Raw genomic sequence first — 16,360 nt, 5'->3', positions numbered from 1 at the left:
TCTGATATTTCGATCTCACTTCAAGCTTCAAGATACATATTGTTTCTCCCCCGCTTCGCGGGGGGAGAAATCACACGCATCCTGAAGTTAAATTGATATATAGCCAATAGATTTCAAACTGTCGTTTAAAATCAATAAATCGTTATTCAATCGGCTTGTTGTTCCAATTCTCTAACAAGTGGAATGACATTTTTGCCAAAATACTCTAGCTCTTCCTGCATATGCAAAAATCCAAGCAACATCAGGTTTACGCCAACTTTTTTATATTCAATAATTCGTTGGGCTATTTGTAATGGCGTGCCAATAAGGTTGGTTTTAAAGCCGTCATTATACTGCACAAGATCTTCAAAAGTTGATTTTGCCCAGTTCCCTTCTTTTTCTGGTGATGCATTTCCCGCATTTTGAACTTCATGATGGAAACTTTTCACCGCGTCAAAATCACTATTATCTAAAATATCCTGTAATACTGCGCGAGCTTCTTTCTCATTATCACGGGCAATAGCAAAACCGTTAACGCCTATTTTTACCTGATGATGATTCAATAACGCCTTAGCCCTGATATCGTCAATTTGTTTTTGAATATATTCCACACTGCCGCCATTAGTAAAATACCAATCAGAAACGCGCGCAGCCATGTCTCTGGCAGCTCTGGAACTCCCTCCTTGAAAAATTTCCGGTAAGGGTGTCTGTGGCTTGGGGTTTAAAATATAATCATGAAAACGATAAAAATCACCAGAAAAACTGAACGCAGGTTGTGACCAGATCCCTTTCAAGCAACGGATAAATTCTTCAGAACGTAAATAGCGTTCTTCGTGATCCAACCACGGTTCACCAATCGCTTTAAATTCACCGCGAAACCAACCGCTAACAATATTAACCGCAATACGGGCGCCATAAAGTTGACTGATTGTTGCTATCTGTTTAGCGGCCAACACCGGTTTCCAGGGCCCAGGTAAAAGGGCAGCAATGATTTTCAATTTATTGGTTACCGAAAGCAGATCTTGCGAAAAAGTCATCGATTCATGCTGGTTTTCAGCACCATATCCAGCAGTAAATCTAATTTGGGTCAATGCGTAGTCAAAACCTACACTTTCGGCGATTTGAGCCAGACTGCGATTATAAGTATGATCCCAGTTGGTACGTTGCGGGATTTTACTTATAACCAATCCACCTGAAACATTTGGTACCCAATAAGCAAATTTAATGGGTTGAGAATTGAATTCAGCCATTAAACCTCCATGATTTGAAATCAGAATATAGAGCTACTTGGTAAGGGCGTTTATACCAATCCAACGTCAAGTTGCAGCTTGCAAATTATAAAACGCATCTTGCAAGACGATTGATATATCATCTTCAATGATTTTTATAGAACGATATAAAATGGGTTAGTCGATGGGCTTATTATTAGCAGGTCTCAATAAAAGTTATCATTTTATTTTAAATAATTTACAAAAGACATTATTCCTCTGTTTAAAGTCAATTGACAACGCTATGGTTATATACCAATCCAACCTCAAATTGCAGCTTAGCGGGAAGATATAAGACGCATCTTGAAAGGCGATTGGTATGGGGTTTTTATGAAAATTGTTCACTTAGCATATCCACTTAACCAAACGCTGATAACAAAAAATATTTGATAAAAATCCATACGATAACTTCGATTTTATTTGTAAAAAAATACACAAACTCGCTAATTTTATTAAGATTGAATTAATTTCAGAAGCCGGCAATATTACATAATGATAGTGATATTGATGTGTATAAATATTTTTTATTGATTGATTGGTCATAGCTCAAAAATAAAATCAAACAATACGGATAATATCCAGACAAATAGAAGCATTAAAATATTCTGTACAAAAAAATCAAAGAGGGATTATATGAAATCACGTGCTGCCGTCGCCTTTGGGCCAAACAAGCCACTCGAAATTATCGAAATTGATGTTGCTCCACCAAAAGCCGGTGAAGTAATGATAAAAATCAGCCATACAGGTGTCTGCCATACAGATGCCTTTACCCTTTCAGGTAGCGATCCTGAAGGCATATTCCCCGTTATCCTGGGGCATGAAGGTGCCGGTGTCGTTGTCGAAGTGGGTGAAGGTGTCACAAGTGTCAAACCCGGTGACCATGTCATTCCATTATATGCGGCAGAATGTGGTAAATGTGAGTTCTGTCAGTCTGGGAAAACAAACCTTTGCATCGCAGTCCGTGAAACACAAGGCAAGGGCCTCATGCCAGATGGCACAACACGCTTTTCTTACAATGGACAACCTGTCTATCACTACATGGGGTGTTCTACATTCAGTGAATACACTGTCGTTGCTGAAGTCTCCGTGGCAAAAATAAATCCAACGGCAAACCATGAACAAGTTTGCCTATTGGGTTGTGGTGTCACTACGGGTATCGGTGCCGTACACAACACAGCCAAAGTGCAGCCGGGAGATTCTGTTGCCGTTTTCGGACTGGGTGGGATTGGCCTGGCCGTTGTTCAGGGCGCTCGACAGGCAAAGGCCGGACGCATTATTGCCATTGATACCAATCCAACTAAATTTGAACTTGCCAGGCAATTTGGTGCCACTGATTGCCTCAATCCCAATGACTACGATAAGCCAATCCAGCAGGTCATTCTGGAAATGACCCAATGGGGTGTTGATCATACTTTCGAATGTATCGGTAATGTCAATGTCATGCGTGCCGCTCTGGAATGTGCACACCGAGGATGGGGACAATCAGTCATCATCGGTGTCGCGGGTGCTGGACAAGAAATTTCCACCCGACCATTCCAACTTATTACCGGACGTACATGGAAAGGCACCGCTTTCGGGGGCGTAAAAGGACGCAGCCAGTTGCCGGGAATGGTGGAAAAAGCAATGAAAGGTGAAATCGAACTGGCACCTTTCGTTAGCCATACGATGCCTCTGGAATCCATTAATGAGGCTTTCGATCTGATGCATGAAGGTAAATCAATCCGAACCGTCATTTACTACTGATTCAATTTGGATCGTAGACAGGAAACCGTGTTGCCGGCCAACACGGTATCTGACAAGTAATAAAATAATCACTGTAACAAATAATTTTAGAGAGGAAATCATGGAAAGAATCGAACATCACGCCTGTTTTGGGGGATGGCAGGATGTCTATCAACATGAATCAAACGTTTTGGGTTGCCAGATGCGTTTTGCAATTTTCTTACCCCCTCAGATTAAAGAAAGAAGATTACCTGTTCTTTACTGGCTTTCTGGTTTGACCTGCAACGAGCAAAATTTTATTACAAAATCAGGTGCACAACATTATGCTGCTGAACAGGGTATCGTTATTGTGGCTCCAGATACCAGCCCACGAGGGGATGAGGTTGCTGACGATCCCGCCTATGATCTTGGCAAAGGTGCTGGCTTTTATCTCAATGCATTAAAACATCCTTGGGTTTCACACTATCGTATGTATGATTATGTTGTTTCAGAACTCCCCAACCTGATTGAAACCCACTTCGAAGTAACGAATATACGAGCAATCAGTGGGCACTCAATGGGCGGTCATGGCGCAATGACCATTGCATTGAAAAATCCAGGACGTTATTGCAGTGTGTCAGCATTTTCACCCATTGTGGCTCCTAGCCAGGTTCCATGGGGAATAAAAGCATTTTCAGCCTATCTTGGTGAAGATATATCAGATTGGAAACAATATGATACGGTGGAACTGATTAAGAATGCGAAAGAACTGCTTCCTATCTTGGTAGATCAAGGCCTCAATGACGACTTTTTGGATGAACAGTTACGCCCCCATTTGTTGCAAGATATTTGCGATGAAACCGGTTATCCAGTGACGATAAATCTTCGGCCAGGATATGATCATAGCTACTACTTTATCGCCAGCTTTATTGAAGATCATATCACTTATCATGCCAAAGCAATGCAAAAGTATACTGAGGAAAAAATGAGCCTCAAACCGAGATAAACCACAATTTCCGTCTCCGGTATTATTTTGTCTCCCGCAAACTAGACCAATCTTGAGTTAAGTTTTTACATAAGTAAGGAGCAACGGCAAAAATACAATCTAGATGGGAACACCTTGGTAAAACACTCACCTTGAGGTATGAAGAACCATAGCGAGTGGCAAATTCTTTCATCGCCGTGGGAGAAAACAACTCATCCTTTTCAGCAATTAAAAAATGTGAAGGTAAAGACAAAGCAGCCAATTGTTTATCTGGATAGCGCGGCGTCAAGGCATTCGCCATATTGACGCTATAGCGCTCAACAAAACCATCCATAGATGCAAGTGCTTCTTCAGAAAAACGGAATTTAACGGCAAAAGTTTGCCCGCAAAACAGCCCCCTACTCAACGTATTTACGATAAACGGCCATCGGCTTATTTCAGCAAAAGGCGGGGCATCATCAGGCTGGCGTTTAAAGTTGGCAAACGGCCCTAGCTCACATGCCAGCATAAATAAGCCATCAACTTTATGTTGCGGGCGATGACGAGTGAAATAATTCAACAACATGCCTGCACCGCTAGAATGACCAAACAAATAGAGACGCGCCAGTGGGAAAAGACGCTTCATCTCCTGAAGCATAATATCTACATCACGCCAAATTCTCTCTGGATAATCCACCGTGCCTCTTACACCGTCAGATTGCCCATGGCCGCGAATATCTACCAGGCAAACGGCCACAGGAGCCATCGTGCTCAATTTCTGGGCGAAAATACCATAGCCAGCCTGACTGTTTACACCACCTCCATGATAGGCTATAACCACTCCCATCACTTGCTCCATAGATTGGTACAACTTATAACTCAGGCCTTCTACGCTTCCTGCAATACAGTTTGTCTCTCTACCTAATATATGAGTGTAATAAGTGATCTTGTCTATGTAGCCGCTAAAATCCATCAATCTGAATTCCTTCTCTATTTTAATTGGATGTTACTTCGCTTTTTTAACCTGTATCACCTGACTCTCAATACAGCCATCTTGCAACCGTGTTTTCAGCATATCACCTGCTTTCACTTGCTTAACCTGTCTCAGTAACTTTCCATCAGGAGCTTCACTAATACTGTAACCGCGGCTCAACGTTGCCAGCGGGCTAACAGCTTCCAGGTGTGAACAAGAAACCGCAAATTTTTCCCGATAACGCCCCAATTGCCGTTCAATGGCTTGTTTCAAACGAAAATCAAATTGCTGGATAGATTGGCTGTGACGCTGGATCCTCTGCTCAGGATGGATTTGCAGCAATCTCTGATTCAACTTCTCATATGAAATTGAATGCTGTTTTAGACAATGTGAAAAACTATCAATCAATTTTTGCCGTAATTCAGCTAAATGATTCTGCTGACGCGCCAGTTGTAAATCAGGACGTTGTTGCTGGAGGCGATGCTGCAATACATTAACTCTTTGTTGTTTTTGAGCAAAGAAATAATCCATTGCCATTTCCAGGCGTTGTTGCAGGGATTGTATTTGTCGCAATAACTCTATTTGATTGCGGCTAACTAACTCTGCTGCCGCAGAAGGTGTTGGCGCGCGTAAATCAGCGACAAAATCCGCAATAGTGACATCGGTTTCATGACCGACAGCACTAACAATGGGAATATGGCTTTGGAATATTGCCCGTGCCACGTGTTCATCATTGAAACACCACAAATCTTCCAAAGATCCGCCCCCTCGCCCGACAATCAAAACATCACACTCTTGTCGTACATTTGCTAGTTCGATTGCCCGAATAATCTGTAATGGCGCTTCGGCTCCCTGAACAGCCGTAGGATAAATGACGATTGGCAAGGCAGGATCACGGCGTTTCAGGATATGCAAAATATCATGCAGTGCTGCCCCACTGATGGAAGTGATAACACCGAGTCGTTTGGCCGGAGAAGGCAATGATTTTTTATGAATTTGATCGAACAAGCCTTCAGTAGAAAGCTTTTGTTTTAACATTTCAAACTGTTGTTGCAGCAAACCATCTCCGGCAGGCTGGATACTTTCTACAATCAGTTGATAGTCACCCCTAGGCTCATACAATGTGATTTGTGCCCGCACCAATACCTGCTGACCATTTTGTGGACGAAACGTTGCCCTCAAATTGTGGCTGCGAAACATGGCCGCACGAACCTGTGCTCGCTCATCTTTTAATGTGAAGTACCAATGCCCTGACGATGGCTGAGAAAAATTGGATATTTCGGCGGATAACCAAATTCTGCCCATTTCCAACTCAAGTAACTGACGAACAGTCTGGTTTAAACGGCTAACGGAAAAAATTCCGGTATTGATTGGTAGTGACATGTGAGCTAGATCAAATTTTAAAACAATGACTTAATCGATTGATATTAATCCCATCATATTACTAATCAAGAATTTTTTTCAAAAAATGCTGGAGGCAACCGATTTCGGCCTGTATAATGCCGCGGCAATATTTTATCCCTCTTATTGCTCCATAGCCTGGTGAGATATTGCCCATGTTACGAATTAAAAAAGAAGCATTAACTTTTGACGATGTATTGTTGGTTCCTGCCCACTCAACAGTCTTGCCTAACACAGCAGATTTGTCCACTCAATTAACTTCCGCTATTCGCCTGAACATACCTATGCTTTCCGCAGCCATGGATACTGTGACGGAATCTTCACTGGCAATCGCACTGGCACAAGAAGGGGGCATTGGCTTCATTCATAAAAATATGTCAATTGAACGCCAAGCTGAAGAAGTCAGCCGCGTGAAGAAACATGAAAGCGGTGTGGTGACTGATCCTGTCACTGTCACGCCACAAACGACTCTGCGCGAAGTTCATGAACTGGCCAAACGTAATGGTTTTGCGGGTTACCCAGTGGTAACAGGAAAAAACGAACTAGTAGGTATCATTACTGGTCGTGATGTGCGCTTTGTGACTGATCTGGAACAACCTGTGACTGCGGTGATGACGCCTAAAGAGCGTTTGGTGACGGTAAAAGAAGGTGAAGCCCGTGAAGTGGTTTTGCAAAAAATGCACGAGCAACGTGTTGAAAAAGCGCTGGTTGTTGATGATAACTTCCACTTGCTTGGCTTGATTACCGTGAAAGATTTCCAGAAAGCAGAGCGTAAACCAAACGCATGTAAAGACGAACAAGGTCGCCTGCGGGTTGGCGCTGCGGTAGGAGCAGGTTCTGGCAACGAAGAACGTATTGACGCATTGGTTGCTGCGGGGGTAGATGTTCTGCTTATTGACTCTTCCCATGGCCATTCTGAAGGTGTATTGCAGCGTATTCGTGAAACTCGCGCTAAGTATCCTGATCTGCCCATCATCGGCGGTAACGTAGCGACAGGTGAAGGTGCCAAGGCACTAGTAGAAGCAGGTGTGAACGCCGTTAAGGTAGGTATCGGTCCTGGTTCTATTTGTACAACCCGTATCGTTACTGGTGTCGGTGTTCCTCAAATCACGGCCATTGCAGATGCAGTTGAAGCACTGAATGGCACTGGTATTCCTGTTATTGCAGACGGTGGTATCCGTTTCTCTGGTGACATTGCTAAAGCAATTGCGGCGGGTGCATCATGTGTGATGGTTGGCTCCATGCTGGCAGGAACAGAAGAATCTCCAGGTGAAATCGAACTTTACCAAGGCCGTTCTTTCAAATCTTATCGCGGCATGGGTTCTTTGGGCGCAATGTCCAAAGGCTCTTCAGATCGTTACTTCCAATCTGATAATGCGGCTGACAAACTGGTTCCTGAAGGTATTGAAGGTCGTGTGGCTTACAAGGGGCTGCTGAAAACCATCGTTCACCAGCAAATGGGCGGTTTACGTTCTTGTATGGGACTGACGGGTTGTGCAACCATTGATGAACTAAGAACTAAAGCCGAATTCGTTCGTATCAGTGGTGCAGGTATTCAGGAAAGCCACGTTCATGACGTGACGATCACCAAAGAATCACCAAACTATCGTTTAGGTCTGTAATTTTATTCAGAGTGGCCCATCATTGGGCCACTGACTTTTTTTATTTTTTAATCGCCACTTGTTTTTGGAATTCACCTCAAAATGACAACTAATATCCATCAGCATCGCATTCTGATCCTTGATTTTGGCTCGCAGTATACCCAGCTTATTGCTCGCCGCATTCGTGAAATCGGTGTTTATTGTGAACTTTGGACATGGAATGTCACTGAAGAACAAATTCGTGAATTTAATCCGAATGGTATTATCCTTTCTGGTGGACCAGAAAGTACGACTGAGCACAATAGCCCACGTGCGCCGGAGTATGTTTTCAATGCAGGTGTACCTGTGTTGGGTATTTGCTACGGTATGCAAACCATGTCTATGCAATTGGGCGGTCAAGTTTCCAACTCTAATGAGCGCGAATTTGGTTATGCGCAGGTTGAAATCAAGAATCATTGTGAACTATTCCGCGATATCCAAGATGCCCTGAGCGAAACCGGCAAACCGCTGCTGGATGTATGGATGAGCCATGGTGACAAAGTAACGGCAATCCCTGCTGACTTTACAACCATTGCCAGCACAGATACTTGCCCGTTTGCTATCATGGCTAACGATGAAAAACGTTTTTATGGCGTACAGTTCCATCCTGAAGTCACCCATACTCACCAAGGCCTGAATATCCTGCAACGTTTTGTACTGGATATTTGTCAATGTGAAGCTTTGTGGACGCCTGCTTCTATCATCGATGATATCGTAGAACGTCTGCGTACGCAGATTGGTGATGACCATGTTATTTTGGCTCTGTCTGGCGGCGTGGATTCTTCGGTCACCGCACTGCTGTTGAACCGTGCAATTGGTAAGCGCTTAACTTGCGTTTTCGTCGATAATGGTTTGCTGCGTTTGAACGAAGCGGATCAAGTGATGGAGATGTTTGCAGGTAAATTTGACCTGAACATCGTGCATGTTAAAGCGGAAGAGCGCTTCCTGTCTGCACTGGCAGGCATTGATGAGCCAGAAGCTAAACGCAAAACTATCGGTCACGTATTTATTGATGTGTTTGACGAAGAAGCATCGAAACAAACTCAGGTGAAATGGTTGGCACAGGGCACGATTTATCCAGATGTCATCGAGTCCGCAGCATCTGCAACTGGCAACGCCCATGTGATTAAATCTCACCACAATGTTGGCGGCCTGCCAGAAGATATGAAACTGGGTCTGGTTGAACCACTGAAAGAATTGTTCAAAGACGAAGTACGCCGTATCGGTCTGGAATTAGGCCTGCCATATGACATGCTGTATCGCCATCCATTCCCAGGACCAGGCCTTGGTGTTCGCGTATTGGGCGAAGTGAAAAAAGAATATTGTGACCTGCTACGCCGTGCTGATGCTATCTTTATCGAAGAACTGCATAAGGCAGATCTGTACCATAAAGTCAGCCAGGCATTTACCGTATTCCTGCCAGTTCGCTCTGTGGGTGTTATGGGAGATGGCCGTAAATACGACTGGGTTGTATCCTTGCGTGCGGTAGAAACTATTGACTTTATGACCGCTCATTGGGCGCATCTGCCATATGACTTCTTGGGCCGTGTCTCGAACAGAATCATTAATGAAATTGATGGTATTTCACGAGTAGTCTATGACATCAGTGGTAAACCGCCAGCAACGATTGAGTGGGAATAGTTTACGATAAATTGACAATAAAATTTAAGCGTTTATAAATTTGAAACCATCAGTAAGTTACTGATGGTTTTTTTTGTTTGTCACTCAGTAAAAGGTTGCCATATTGATTTATTCAGCTAGAATCTAGTCGTTATCTATGCACTTCACCGTTATAAGCTCAGCGAGGTATTTCTATCGAAATGCGTTAAATACAATTCAAAGAGGTTATTATGTTTCTATTAATTCTTGGCTTAATCTGTGCGTCTGGTCTTTTTGCTGCCATGATGAGCCTCAGATGGGATGATTAAATGAACTCTGACTACCCGCCTAGTAAAACGCCCCTCGATTAGATTCTTACTGAAAGAGGGGCGTACTGTTCCTACCCTCATTAACACACTTTCTCCTAACATCTCCCACCTTCAATAACATACCCTGAACCCGGCTACCGACTACTCCCCCAGTCTTCTTGATACAATCTCTGAAACGGCTTCTTAAGGTCAGACGGCGGGCAGGCAAGTTAATGGCTGAACTGAGGCTGGTCAGTTGTCAATAACCCCAATATTGCTATTCACATCAGATGCAGGAACATAGTGATATCCCTAACTATCTGAAAAGTACGGTGACAAGACAAGCAACGATAATGCTGACGTTCACCTTAACCATTTTCATTCCCCCAGAAAATAAAAAACCTCGCCGAAGCGAGGTAAAGTGTCTGAAATAAATAAACCTGTGATAACACTATGTCACTGTTTCTCACCATTCGAGAAAAGCCAATAAGCTACGTGATATAGCTATCACTTTAATCACAATATATCGACTCTTGTAATTACGCAACCTGATTGATGACTTTTTTTTGTACAGCATTTATCAAATTCCAAAATAACCCCGTAAAACTCCCTCGTACCACATGGAGGCATTTCAATAAACCACGTTCAAACGCTATCGACTCATTTACTGGAGAACCTGACTTTGGAACAATTTAATAGCAAGAAAAAGGAAAATCCGGCAGACAATTGGATACCACCGCGTGTATTTCGCGGCGAGCCTCTTACGAATTCAAGCAGCCAGACGTCGGACAATACGATTATGCACTCTGAACGTCGATAAGTCCGTTCAGCGATTTTTCTTGAGCTATCAAAAGTAAGGTCGAGGGATTTTAAATTCGTTGTTATTTCCAATAAAATCAATAAATTAAATCACTTCTTCCTAATATAAACCCTTATTAATACCCTTGAAAACCAATCTGTTACGAATATTTCTCCTTCGTAATTAGGAATAAAGAGAACTTAAAATGAACAGCAATTGTTTGCTGATTGCTAATCAGTATGACTCAGTAGCTTCTGCACTGATCCTAGATTAGATATCACCTCTACAACGTATCAGTTCACTGCCTACATTGACGAAACATAAAACCCAACTAATATAATTAATAAAAACTTAATATGGTGTGGTATGAAGGTTTTTATTATTAAATTTGAAAAAATATAGATCTCAAACTGTCAATACATAACCAGTTATAAAAAGAAAGCCTTAAAATAATAATAAAAATTATGTTTTATACATTTTTTATTAGAAATTGTGTGAAAAGAATAAAACCATAACGGAGTAATTATATGAAACTGTTACATCTGATTAACTTACACGGATTTGGTGGAGCTGAGCGTCTATTTATTGAGTATTTAAAGAACAGCTCTTTTGAAAATTGTGTAATATGTTCTAGCAATAAAATTAATAAAAATATTCTTCCTGAGCTGTCTGAGTTTAAAATTATCTATGCAAATAGAATTTTTAATTTCTTAGATATTCGATACCCTACATTTATAAGAAAAATATTTTTCAACAAAAAAATAAAGAAAATGAATGCAGATTTAATTATAGTATGGGACTTTATTCCAAAGTTTTTCAAAAAACCAACTGGCAATATAGTTTATTATGATCATGGTTGTTCATGGCGCTATCCTATAAATAAAAAAACATTGGAGTTTTATTCTATGGTTGATTGTGGAATAGCAGCATCTCATGCATCATATCGTATAATGGAATTAAGATTTAACCCAACCTTTCCCATTCATAAAGTAATTAATAGATTGCCTATTAAGATCAAAGAAAATACTCAAAAATCTCTCAAAAAACATGTTATTCTTGGAACTGCATCTAAATAAGCTTTCAAAATAGTAGATCACTTGAAGGGAACTCAGTCCAATTTTTGCGATCTGATTAATCGCCAAATCAAAAAAATCCCAAAATGGACTGAGTGATGCGAATCATAGCACCAATACCCCGAAATGAACGACGTCAGATGAAAAAATTTATTCATAAAACCCGGGATAAAGATTACGCCCGCCGACTCATGGCACTCTTGATGTTACATGAAGGTCAGACCGTTTCTTACATCGCCAGAACCCTTCATTGTTCACGTTCTTCCGTCCATCGTTGGATAAATTGGTTAACGTTATATGGGCTGGAAGGATTAAAAAGCTTACCGAGAGGAAGGCCTACTCGATGGAATTTAGCCCCGATTTTTAGCTTGTTGTCGTTCTTATTATCACACTCCCCGCAGGATTTTGACTGTTTGCGTTCACGCTGGAGTATTGAACTTATCACTCAGATAATCAATGAATTATTAGGGGTATCACTGTCGAAAAGTACGCTTTATCGTTACTTTTGTCAGGTGGGTATTGTCTGGCGAAGAGCGGCGCCTACTGTCAAAAAGCCTGATCCGGAGTATGACGAAAAAATGGCAAAAATCACCGAAGCCTTAGCCAACGCATCAGAGCAACATCTTGTTTTTTATGAAGATGAAGTCGATATCGATCTGAATCCTAAAATCGGGGCAGACTGGTGTCTAAAAGGACAACAAAAACGCGTGATGACACCGGGGAAAAACCAAAAGCACTACCTTGCAGGCTGCCTTGATGTCCGAACAGGTCAAGTGACTTATGTCGGTGGTATAAAGAAAAACGCTGATTTATTTATCAATATGTTAGAGAAAATTAATCGTCAGTATCGTCAAGCCAAAAGTATCACGTTGATTTTGGATAATTATGGTATTCACAAAAGCCATAAGGTCAGGGAATGGCTAAAACAAAATCCTCAATTTAACCTGTTATTTTTACCGGTCTATTCGCCATGGCTAAATAAGATTGAACGCTTGTGGCAATCCTTGCATGAAACCGTCACCCGAAATCATTGCTGTCAGTATATGTGGCAACTCTTAGCGTGCGTTGAAGAATTTATGATTGCATTTTCATTCGGGCAACAACCGGGAATGAAAAAAATGAGTGTATCGTTATTATGAAAGTTTATTTAGGTTGGTTGGTTTAAAAGGTATAAGTATTTCCATATTAATAACTCATGAATTAACTAAAAAAGGCATAAATGCCACTCTGCTTATAGCTGGAGACGGTGAAATAAGAAAGAATTTGGAAGAATTAACTTATAAATTAGGAATAGAAGACAAAGTTAAATTTCTTGGTTATCAGTCTGATATGACATCATTTTATAAGAAGATTGATATATATCTAAGTACTCCTGTTACTGAACCATTCGGTTTATCATGCATTGAAGCATTGTCATATGGAGTTCCTGTTATATTCCCATTTGTAGATGGCCAGCCTGAAGCCATTAAAAACGGATATTGTGGTATAGGTTTAAAACCCACCATTTCAATTGATGAACATAAGAAACTGACGGGTATTGATGTAGATTTTCCCCACCAAGTATATGACCCAATTAATGATCAATTAACAGAGCCTAAGTTACTTTCACATATTGATTGTGTTGTTGAAATTATACATTTACTCAAAAAAACATCTTTGTATGAATCAATGAGTAAAAATGCTTTTCAGTGGTCTAAAGAAAATATGAACTATGAAAAATTCAAAATTAAATTTGAGGATGCATTGAAAAATACCGTGAAAAATAACACACCCAGTTAAGATCGCATTATAAAATAAGAATCATAAAAACACCTGTTGCTCAATAAATTAAAATAGAGCAACAGAATTTATATTAATCCCAAACATCAACCCTGGTCAATCTTGTATTATTTTGCGTATAAATTACCTTTAGTGTTGTACCATTGTTTATTAGTGTTAATGTCATTCTACCATCTCCCCCATGATGTGTTGTCACGGAGTAATAATCACTAGGAATTATAGTCATTGCACCTCCAATATAACTTTCTTCATTTCCATACACCCATATGACTTTTCCTCTGCAGTCACGACCAAGGTATACTGTTTGGTTATCATTAAGGTTTAATCTTGAAGCTAACGTTGTTACTCCTCTAGCACCTAAAGCAAGATACCGCCTATCACTTTCCCCTTTCGTATAACTTTCTCCTCTCAGTGCATAATTCCCAGCTGGTTGGTAATTCCCTGCTGGCTGATAGTTCCCTGCCTGTTGGTAATTTCCACGCGGTTGATATTTACCATCGGATTCCCGTCTCGTGTAACTTTCCCCACGAACGGCATAATTCCCTGCTGGTTGGTAATTACCTTTGGGCTGATACCTAGCATCAGATTCTGGTTTGGTATAACCTTCGCCTTTCAGAGCATAGTTCCCGGCAGGTTGATAGTTACCTTTCCGTTGAAAACGAGTATCCGACTCCTCCTTGCTGTAACCATAACCCGCTGGCGTGTAATTACCCAGAGGTTGGAAGCGCTTATTGGACTCTTCTTTGCTATACGCCCCCACCTCATCGGCAGTCAGATCGGCTTTAAGCTCTATCCAGGCATTGCCTACCGTTGGTTCTTCCTTATTGTTTTCAATACGTGATTGCCAGATTTTTTTATTGTGATAGACCAGTGTTCGCAGAGGATAAGGCTGTGCCTCAACTGCCCATTGCGCGGCTCCAAAAGTCTGCATTTCACCCACGGCTTCGGTGATATCGTGAAAAATCCCGTTCATCTTTTCACGTTCAATATTCATTGCGGTGGGATCTTCGTTTGGATCAAGTCCATATCCACTACCATAACCTTGTGTATAGGAAACAGCACCATCAGCTTGAACTTCATCAGGAATAGAAAATCTATCTCCCTGAACTGCAAAGGGCACTTTAAATGTTTTTGTCATGGTATTAGGCTCCGAAGTGGCTGTTGAAAAAATTGGCATGTGAATAGCCAAAGCCAAAGATATTACTGACACCGCTTTCAGCTTGGCTTAACGTGGCAATTTGTTTTTTCCTGATTGGGATATCAGGAAACACATTATCTTTTTTCGGTGCCTTATCAGGTTTGCTATCTTGAGTATTCATATTTAACCCTCATTTAATCAACAAAATACATTGCTAAATAATATGAAGGCGGTTGGTCATTTCCGCCTATAAACATCAATAATTCGGTTTATCAATACGGAAGAATCTATTTAGTTGTTTTTCAATGAATAGATTAGACATTCATGCGTCACATTTTATAACATAAAAATGATATTCAACACCAAGAAAACAACTAATAAAATTCATTTCACAATTAATAAAACAGCACATTTAACTGGCAAGTAATGTAAAAATAGACTTGAATAAGAATTTATAGCTCCTTAAAAAATACAAAAACAGTTTACAATAACTTTTTTTATTCACGGAAAACTAACAGGCAAGTTTTATATAATTCAGAGAACCCATACCTTGGATACTTTGGCGTTACTCCCTTGATATACACACCGTAATGTTCTGCCATTATTTTCTAATCTCAAATGTGCATATCCGTTACTTCCAGATGTAACCCCCATAGTTGCCCAGTCTTCGGGAAAAATTGCCAACGTAGTATAATCACCATCTGCATCCTGAAAAAACATAAAACGCCCTCGGTAATCTTGGCTGAGTGATGCAGCTTGACCATCAGTAATCCCCGGTCCGTTATAAACAAGCGTTGTTCCCCCTCTGGATTTGAGATACCTATTATCACTCTCCCCTCTGGTATAACACTCTCCTCTAACCGCATAATTCCCTGCAGGCTGGTAATTTCCTTTGGGTTGATAACTTCCGGCTGGTTGATAATTCCCTCGTGGCTGATATTTATCATCAGACTCCCTTTTTGTGTAGCTTTCCCCGCGAACGGCGTAATTACCTGCAGGCTGATAACTACCTTTAGGTTGGTACTTATTGTCCGATTCCGGTCTGGTGTAACTTTCCCCTTTCATGGCGTAGTTCCCGGTAGGGGCATAGTTGCCTTTTGGCTGGAAACGTCCATCACTCTCATCTTTCGAATAGCTATACCCGGCAGTCAGATAATTCCCCATCGGCTGGTATTTCACATCTGATTCTGACTTAAGATAACTCTCCCCTTTCAGCGAGTAATTACCTGTAGGTTGGTAGTTGCCTTTCGGCTGAAAACGGGTATCGGACTCTTCCTTGCTATAGCTGTGCCCTGCAGGTGTATAGTTCCCCAATGGCTGGAAGCGCTGATTAGCCTCTTCTTTGTTGTACGCCCCCACTTCACCTGCAGTCAAATCGGCTTTTAACTCAATCCAGGCATTACCAGCAGTTGGCTCTTCCTTGTTATTCTCAATCCGTGACTGCCACAGCTTTTGCTTATGGTAGACCAGCCCACGTAACGGGTAAGGCTGTGCCTCTACTGTCCATTGCGCCGCGCCAAAGGTCTGCATCTCTCCCACCGCTTCGGTGATATCGTGGAAAATGCCATTCATTTTCTCGCGTTCGATATCTTTCGCTGCTGGATCGGTATTCTGATCACGTTCGTAATCGTAGCCGTAACCTTGTGTATAAGAAACTGCGCCGTCTGGCTGGACTTCATTAGGAATAGCAACCTTGTCCCCTTGCGCCGCAAAGGGAGTTTTAAAGATTTTTGTCATA

13 protein-coding genes are annotated in these 16,360 nt (G+C 41.4%); 7 read left to right on the top strand and 6 right to left on the bottom strand.

Translation table 11 applies throughout. The annotated features are described in order from the left end of the window. Nucleotides 1-146: 146 nt before the first annotated feature. Nucleotides 147-1,229 carry a dimethylsulfone monooxygenase SfnG gene (gene sfnG, locus WDV74_RS07810; RefSeq protein WP_273557402.1) on the bottom strand — a complete coding sequence of 361 codons (1,083 nt, stop codon included), beginning with the start codon at nucleotides 1,227-1,229 and terminating at the stop codon, nucleotides 147-149. 651 nt (nucleotides 1,230-1,880) lie between these two features. On the opposite strand from sfnG, the gene WDV74_RS07805 reads away from it, so the two are divergent. Together WDV74_RS07805 and fghA are read left to right on the top strand one after the other, a co-directional pair. Then, entirely contained in the window at nucleotides 1,881-2,990 is a 1,110-nt protein-coding gene (locus WDV74_RS07805; protein ID WP_273557401.1) for an S-(hydroxymethyl)glutathione dehydrogenase/class III alcohol dehydrogenase, read from the top strand. 100 nt (nucleotides 2,991-3,090) lie between these two features. Beyond that, nucleotides 3,091-3,954, top strand: coding sequence for an S-formylglutathione hydrolase (gene fghA / locus WDV74_RS07800; protein ID WP_338885383.1), 864 nt, complete (start codon nucleotides 3,091-3,093; stop codon nucleotides 3,952-3,954). Between the two features lie 22 nt (nucleotides 3,955-3,976). Here the strand turns inward: fghA and WDV74_RS07795 are convergent, their stop codons facing one another. Both WDV74_RS07795 and xseA read right to left on the bottom strand, forming a co-directional pair. Beyond that, nucleotides 3,977-4,885: an alpha/beta fold hydrolase gene (locus WDV74_RS07795; RefSeq protein ID WP_338885559.1), complete on the bottom strand. Its 909-nt coding sequence runs from the start codon at nucleotides 4,883-4,885 to the stop codon at nucleotides 3,977-3,979. A gap of 33 nt (nucleotides 4,886-4,918) precedes the next feature. After that, entirely contained in the window at nucleotides 4,919-6,268 is a 1,350-nt protein-coding gene (gene xseA / locus WDV74_RS07790; RefSeq protein ID WP_338885382.1) for an exodeoxyribonuclease VII large subunit, read from the bottom strand. A 173-nt stretch (nucleotides 6,269-6,441) separates the two neighbouring features. Between xseA and guaB the strand changes: the two genes are divergently transcribed. From guaB to WDV74_RS07765, 5 genes are all read left to right on the top strand, one after another. Beyond that, nucleotides 6,442-7,908, top strand: a complete 1,467-nt coding sequence (gene guaB / locus WDV74_RS07785; protein WP_338885381.1) for an IMP dehydrogenase — start codon at nucleotides 6,442-6,444, stop codon at nucleotides 7,906-7,908. Between the two features lie 81 nt (nucleotides 7,909-7,989). Next, the gene (guaA, locus tag WDV74_RS07780) at nucleotides 7,990-9,567 is read left to right on the top strand and encodes a glutamine-hydrolyzing GMP synthase (protein ID WP_338885380.1); all 1,578 of its coding nucleotides are present in this window, start codon (nucleotides 7,990-7,992) and stop codon (nucleotides 9,565-9,567) included. A gap of 1,592 nt (nucleotides 9,568-11,159) precedes the next feature. After that, nucleotides 11,160-11,708: a hypothetical protein gene (locus tag WDV74_RS07775; RefSeq protein WP_338885378.1), complete on the top strand. Its 549-nt coding sequence runs from the start codon at nucleotides 11,160-11,162 to the stop codon at nucleotides 11,706-11,708. Nucleotides 11,709-11,803: 95 nt separating this feature from the next. After that, nucleotides 11,804-12,844 (top strand): IS630 family transposase, encoded by a 1,041-nt coding sequence (locus tag WDV74_RS07770; protein WP_338883023.1) that lies wholly within the window; start codon nucleotides 11,804-11,806, stop codon nucleotides 12,842-12,844. Further along, entirely contained in the window at nucleotides 12,828-13,484 is a 657-nt protein-coding gene (locus WDV74_RS07765; RefSeq protein WP_338885376.1) for a glycosyltransferase, read from the top strand. Before WDV74_RS07770 ends, WDV74_RS07765 begins: the two co-directional genes overlap by 17 nt. A 73-nt stretch (nucleotides 13,485-13,557) precedes the next feature. Here the strand turns inward: WDV74_RS07765 and WDV74_RS07760 are convergent, their stop codons facing one another. The 3 genes from WDV74_RS07760 to WDV74_RS07750 form a co-directional block, all read right to left on the bottom strand. Then, entirely contained in the window at nucleotides 13,558-14,622 is a 1,065-nt protein-coding gene (locus WDV74_RS07760; protein ID WP_338885375.1) for a hypothetical protein, read from the bottom strand. A gap of 4 nt (nucleotides 14,623-14,626) precedes the next feature. After that, on the bottom strand, nucleotides 14,627-14,803 hold the full coding sequence (locus WDV74_RS07755; RefSeq protein WP_338885374.1) for a hypothetical protein: 177 nt from the start codon (nucleotides 14,801-14,803) through the stop codon (nucleotides 14,627-14,629). 353 nt (nucleotides 14,804-15,156) lie between these two features. Beyond that, nucleotides 15,157-16,359 carry a hypothetical protein gene (locus tag WDV74_RS07750; protein WP_338885373.1) on the bottom strand — a complete coding sequence of 401 codons (1,203 nt, stop codon included), beginning with the start codon at nucleotides 16,357-16,359 and terminating at the stop codon, nucleotides 15,157-15,159. Between the last annotated feature and the right edge of the window lies 1 nt (nucleotide 16,360).

The sequence above is a fragment of the Xenorhabdus sp. TH1 genome (assembly GCF_037260955.1).
In the GTDB taxonomy this organism is placed as follows: Bacteria; Pseudomonadota; Gammaproteobacteria; order Enterobacterales; family Enterobacteriaceae; genus Xenorhabdus; species Xenorhabdus griffiniae.
This window is presented reverse-complemented; position numbering and strand designations above follow the sequence as displayed.

What these genes read in the sequence shown, in the direction of transcription:
- sfnG (WP_273557402.1), bottom strand. Translation starts at nt 1,229, where the DNA reads ATGGCTGAATTCAATTCTCAACCCATTAAATTTGCTTATTGGGTACCA.
- WDV74_RS07805 (WP_273557401.1), top strand. Translation starts at nt 1,881, where the DNA reads ATGAAATCACGTGCTGCCGTCGCCTTTGGGCCAAACAAGCCACTCGAA.
- fghA (WP_338885383.1), top strand. Translation starts at nt 3,091, where the DNA reads ATGGAAAGAATCGAACATCACGCCTGTTTTGGGGGATGGCAGGATGTC.
- WDV74_RS07795 (WP_338885559.1), bottom strand. Translation starts at nt 4,885, where the DNA reads ATGGATTTTAGCGGCTACATAGACAAGATCACTTATTACACTCATATA.
- xseA (WP_338885382.1), bottom strand. Translation starts at nt 6,268, where the DNA reads ATGTCACTACCAATCAATACCGGAATTTTTTCCGTTAGCCGTTTAAAC.
- guaB (WP_338885381.1), top strand. Translation starts at nt 6,442, where the DNA reads ATGTTACGAATTAAAAAAGAAGCATTAACTTTTGACGATGTATTGTTG.
- guaA (WP_338885380.1), top strand. Translation starts at nt 7,990, where the DNA reads ATGACAACTAATATCCATCAGCATCGCATTCTGATCCTTGATTTTGGC.
- WDV74_RS07775 (WP_338885378.1), top strand. Translation starts at nt 11,160, where the DNA reads ATGAAACTGTTACATCTGATTAACTTACACGGATTTGGTGGAGCTGAG.
- WDV74_RS07770 (WP_338883023.1), top strand. Translation starts at nt 11,804, where the DNA reads ATGCGAATCATAGCACCAATACCCCGAAATGAACGACGTCAGATGAAA.
- WDV74_RS07760 (WP_338885375.1), bottom strand. Translation starts at nt 14,622, where the DNA reads ATGACAAAAACATTTAAAGTGCCCTTTGCAGTTCAGGGAGATAGATTT.
- WDV74_RS07755 (WP_338885374.1), bottom strand. Translation starts at nt 14,803, where the DNA reads ATGAATACTCAAGATAGCAAACCTGATAAGGCACCGAAAAAAGATAAT.
- WDV74_RS07750 (WP_338885373.1), bottom strand. Translation starts at nt 16,359, where the DNA reads ATGACAAAAATCTTTAAAACTCCCTTTGCGGCGCAAGGGGACAAGGTT.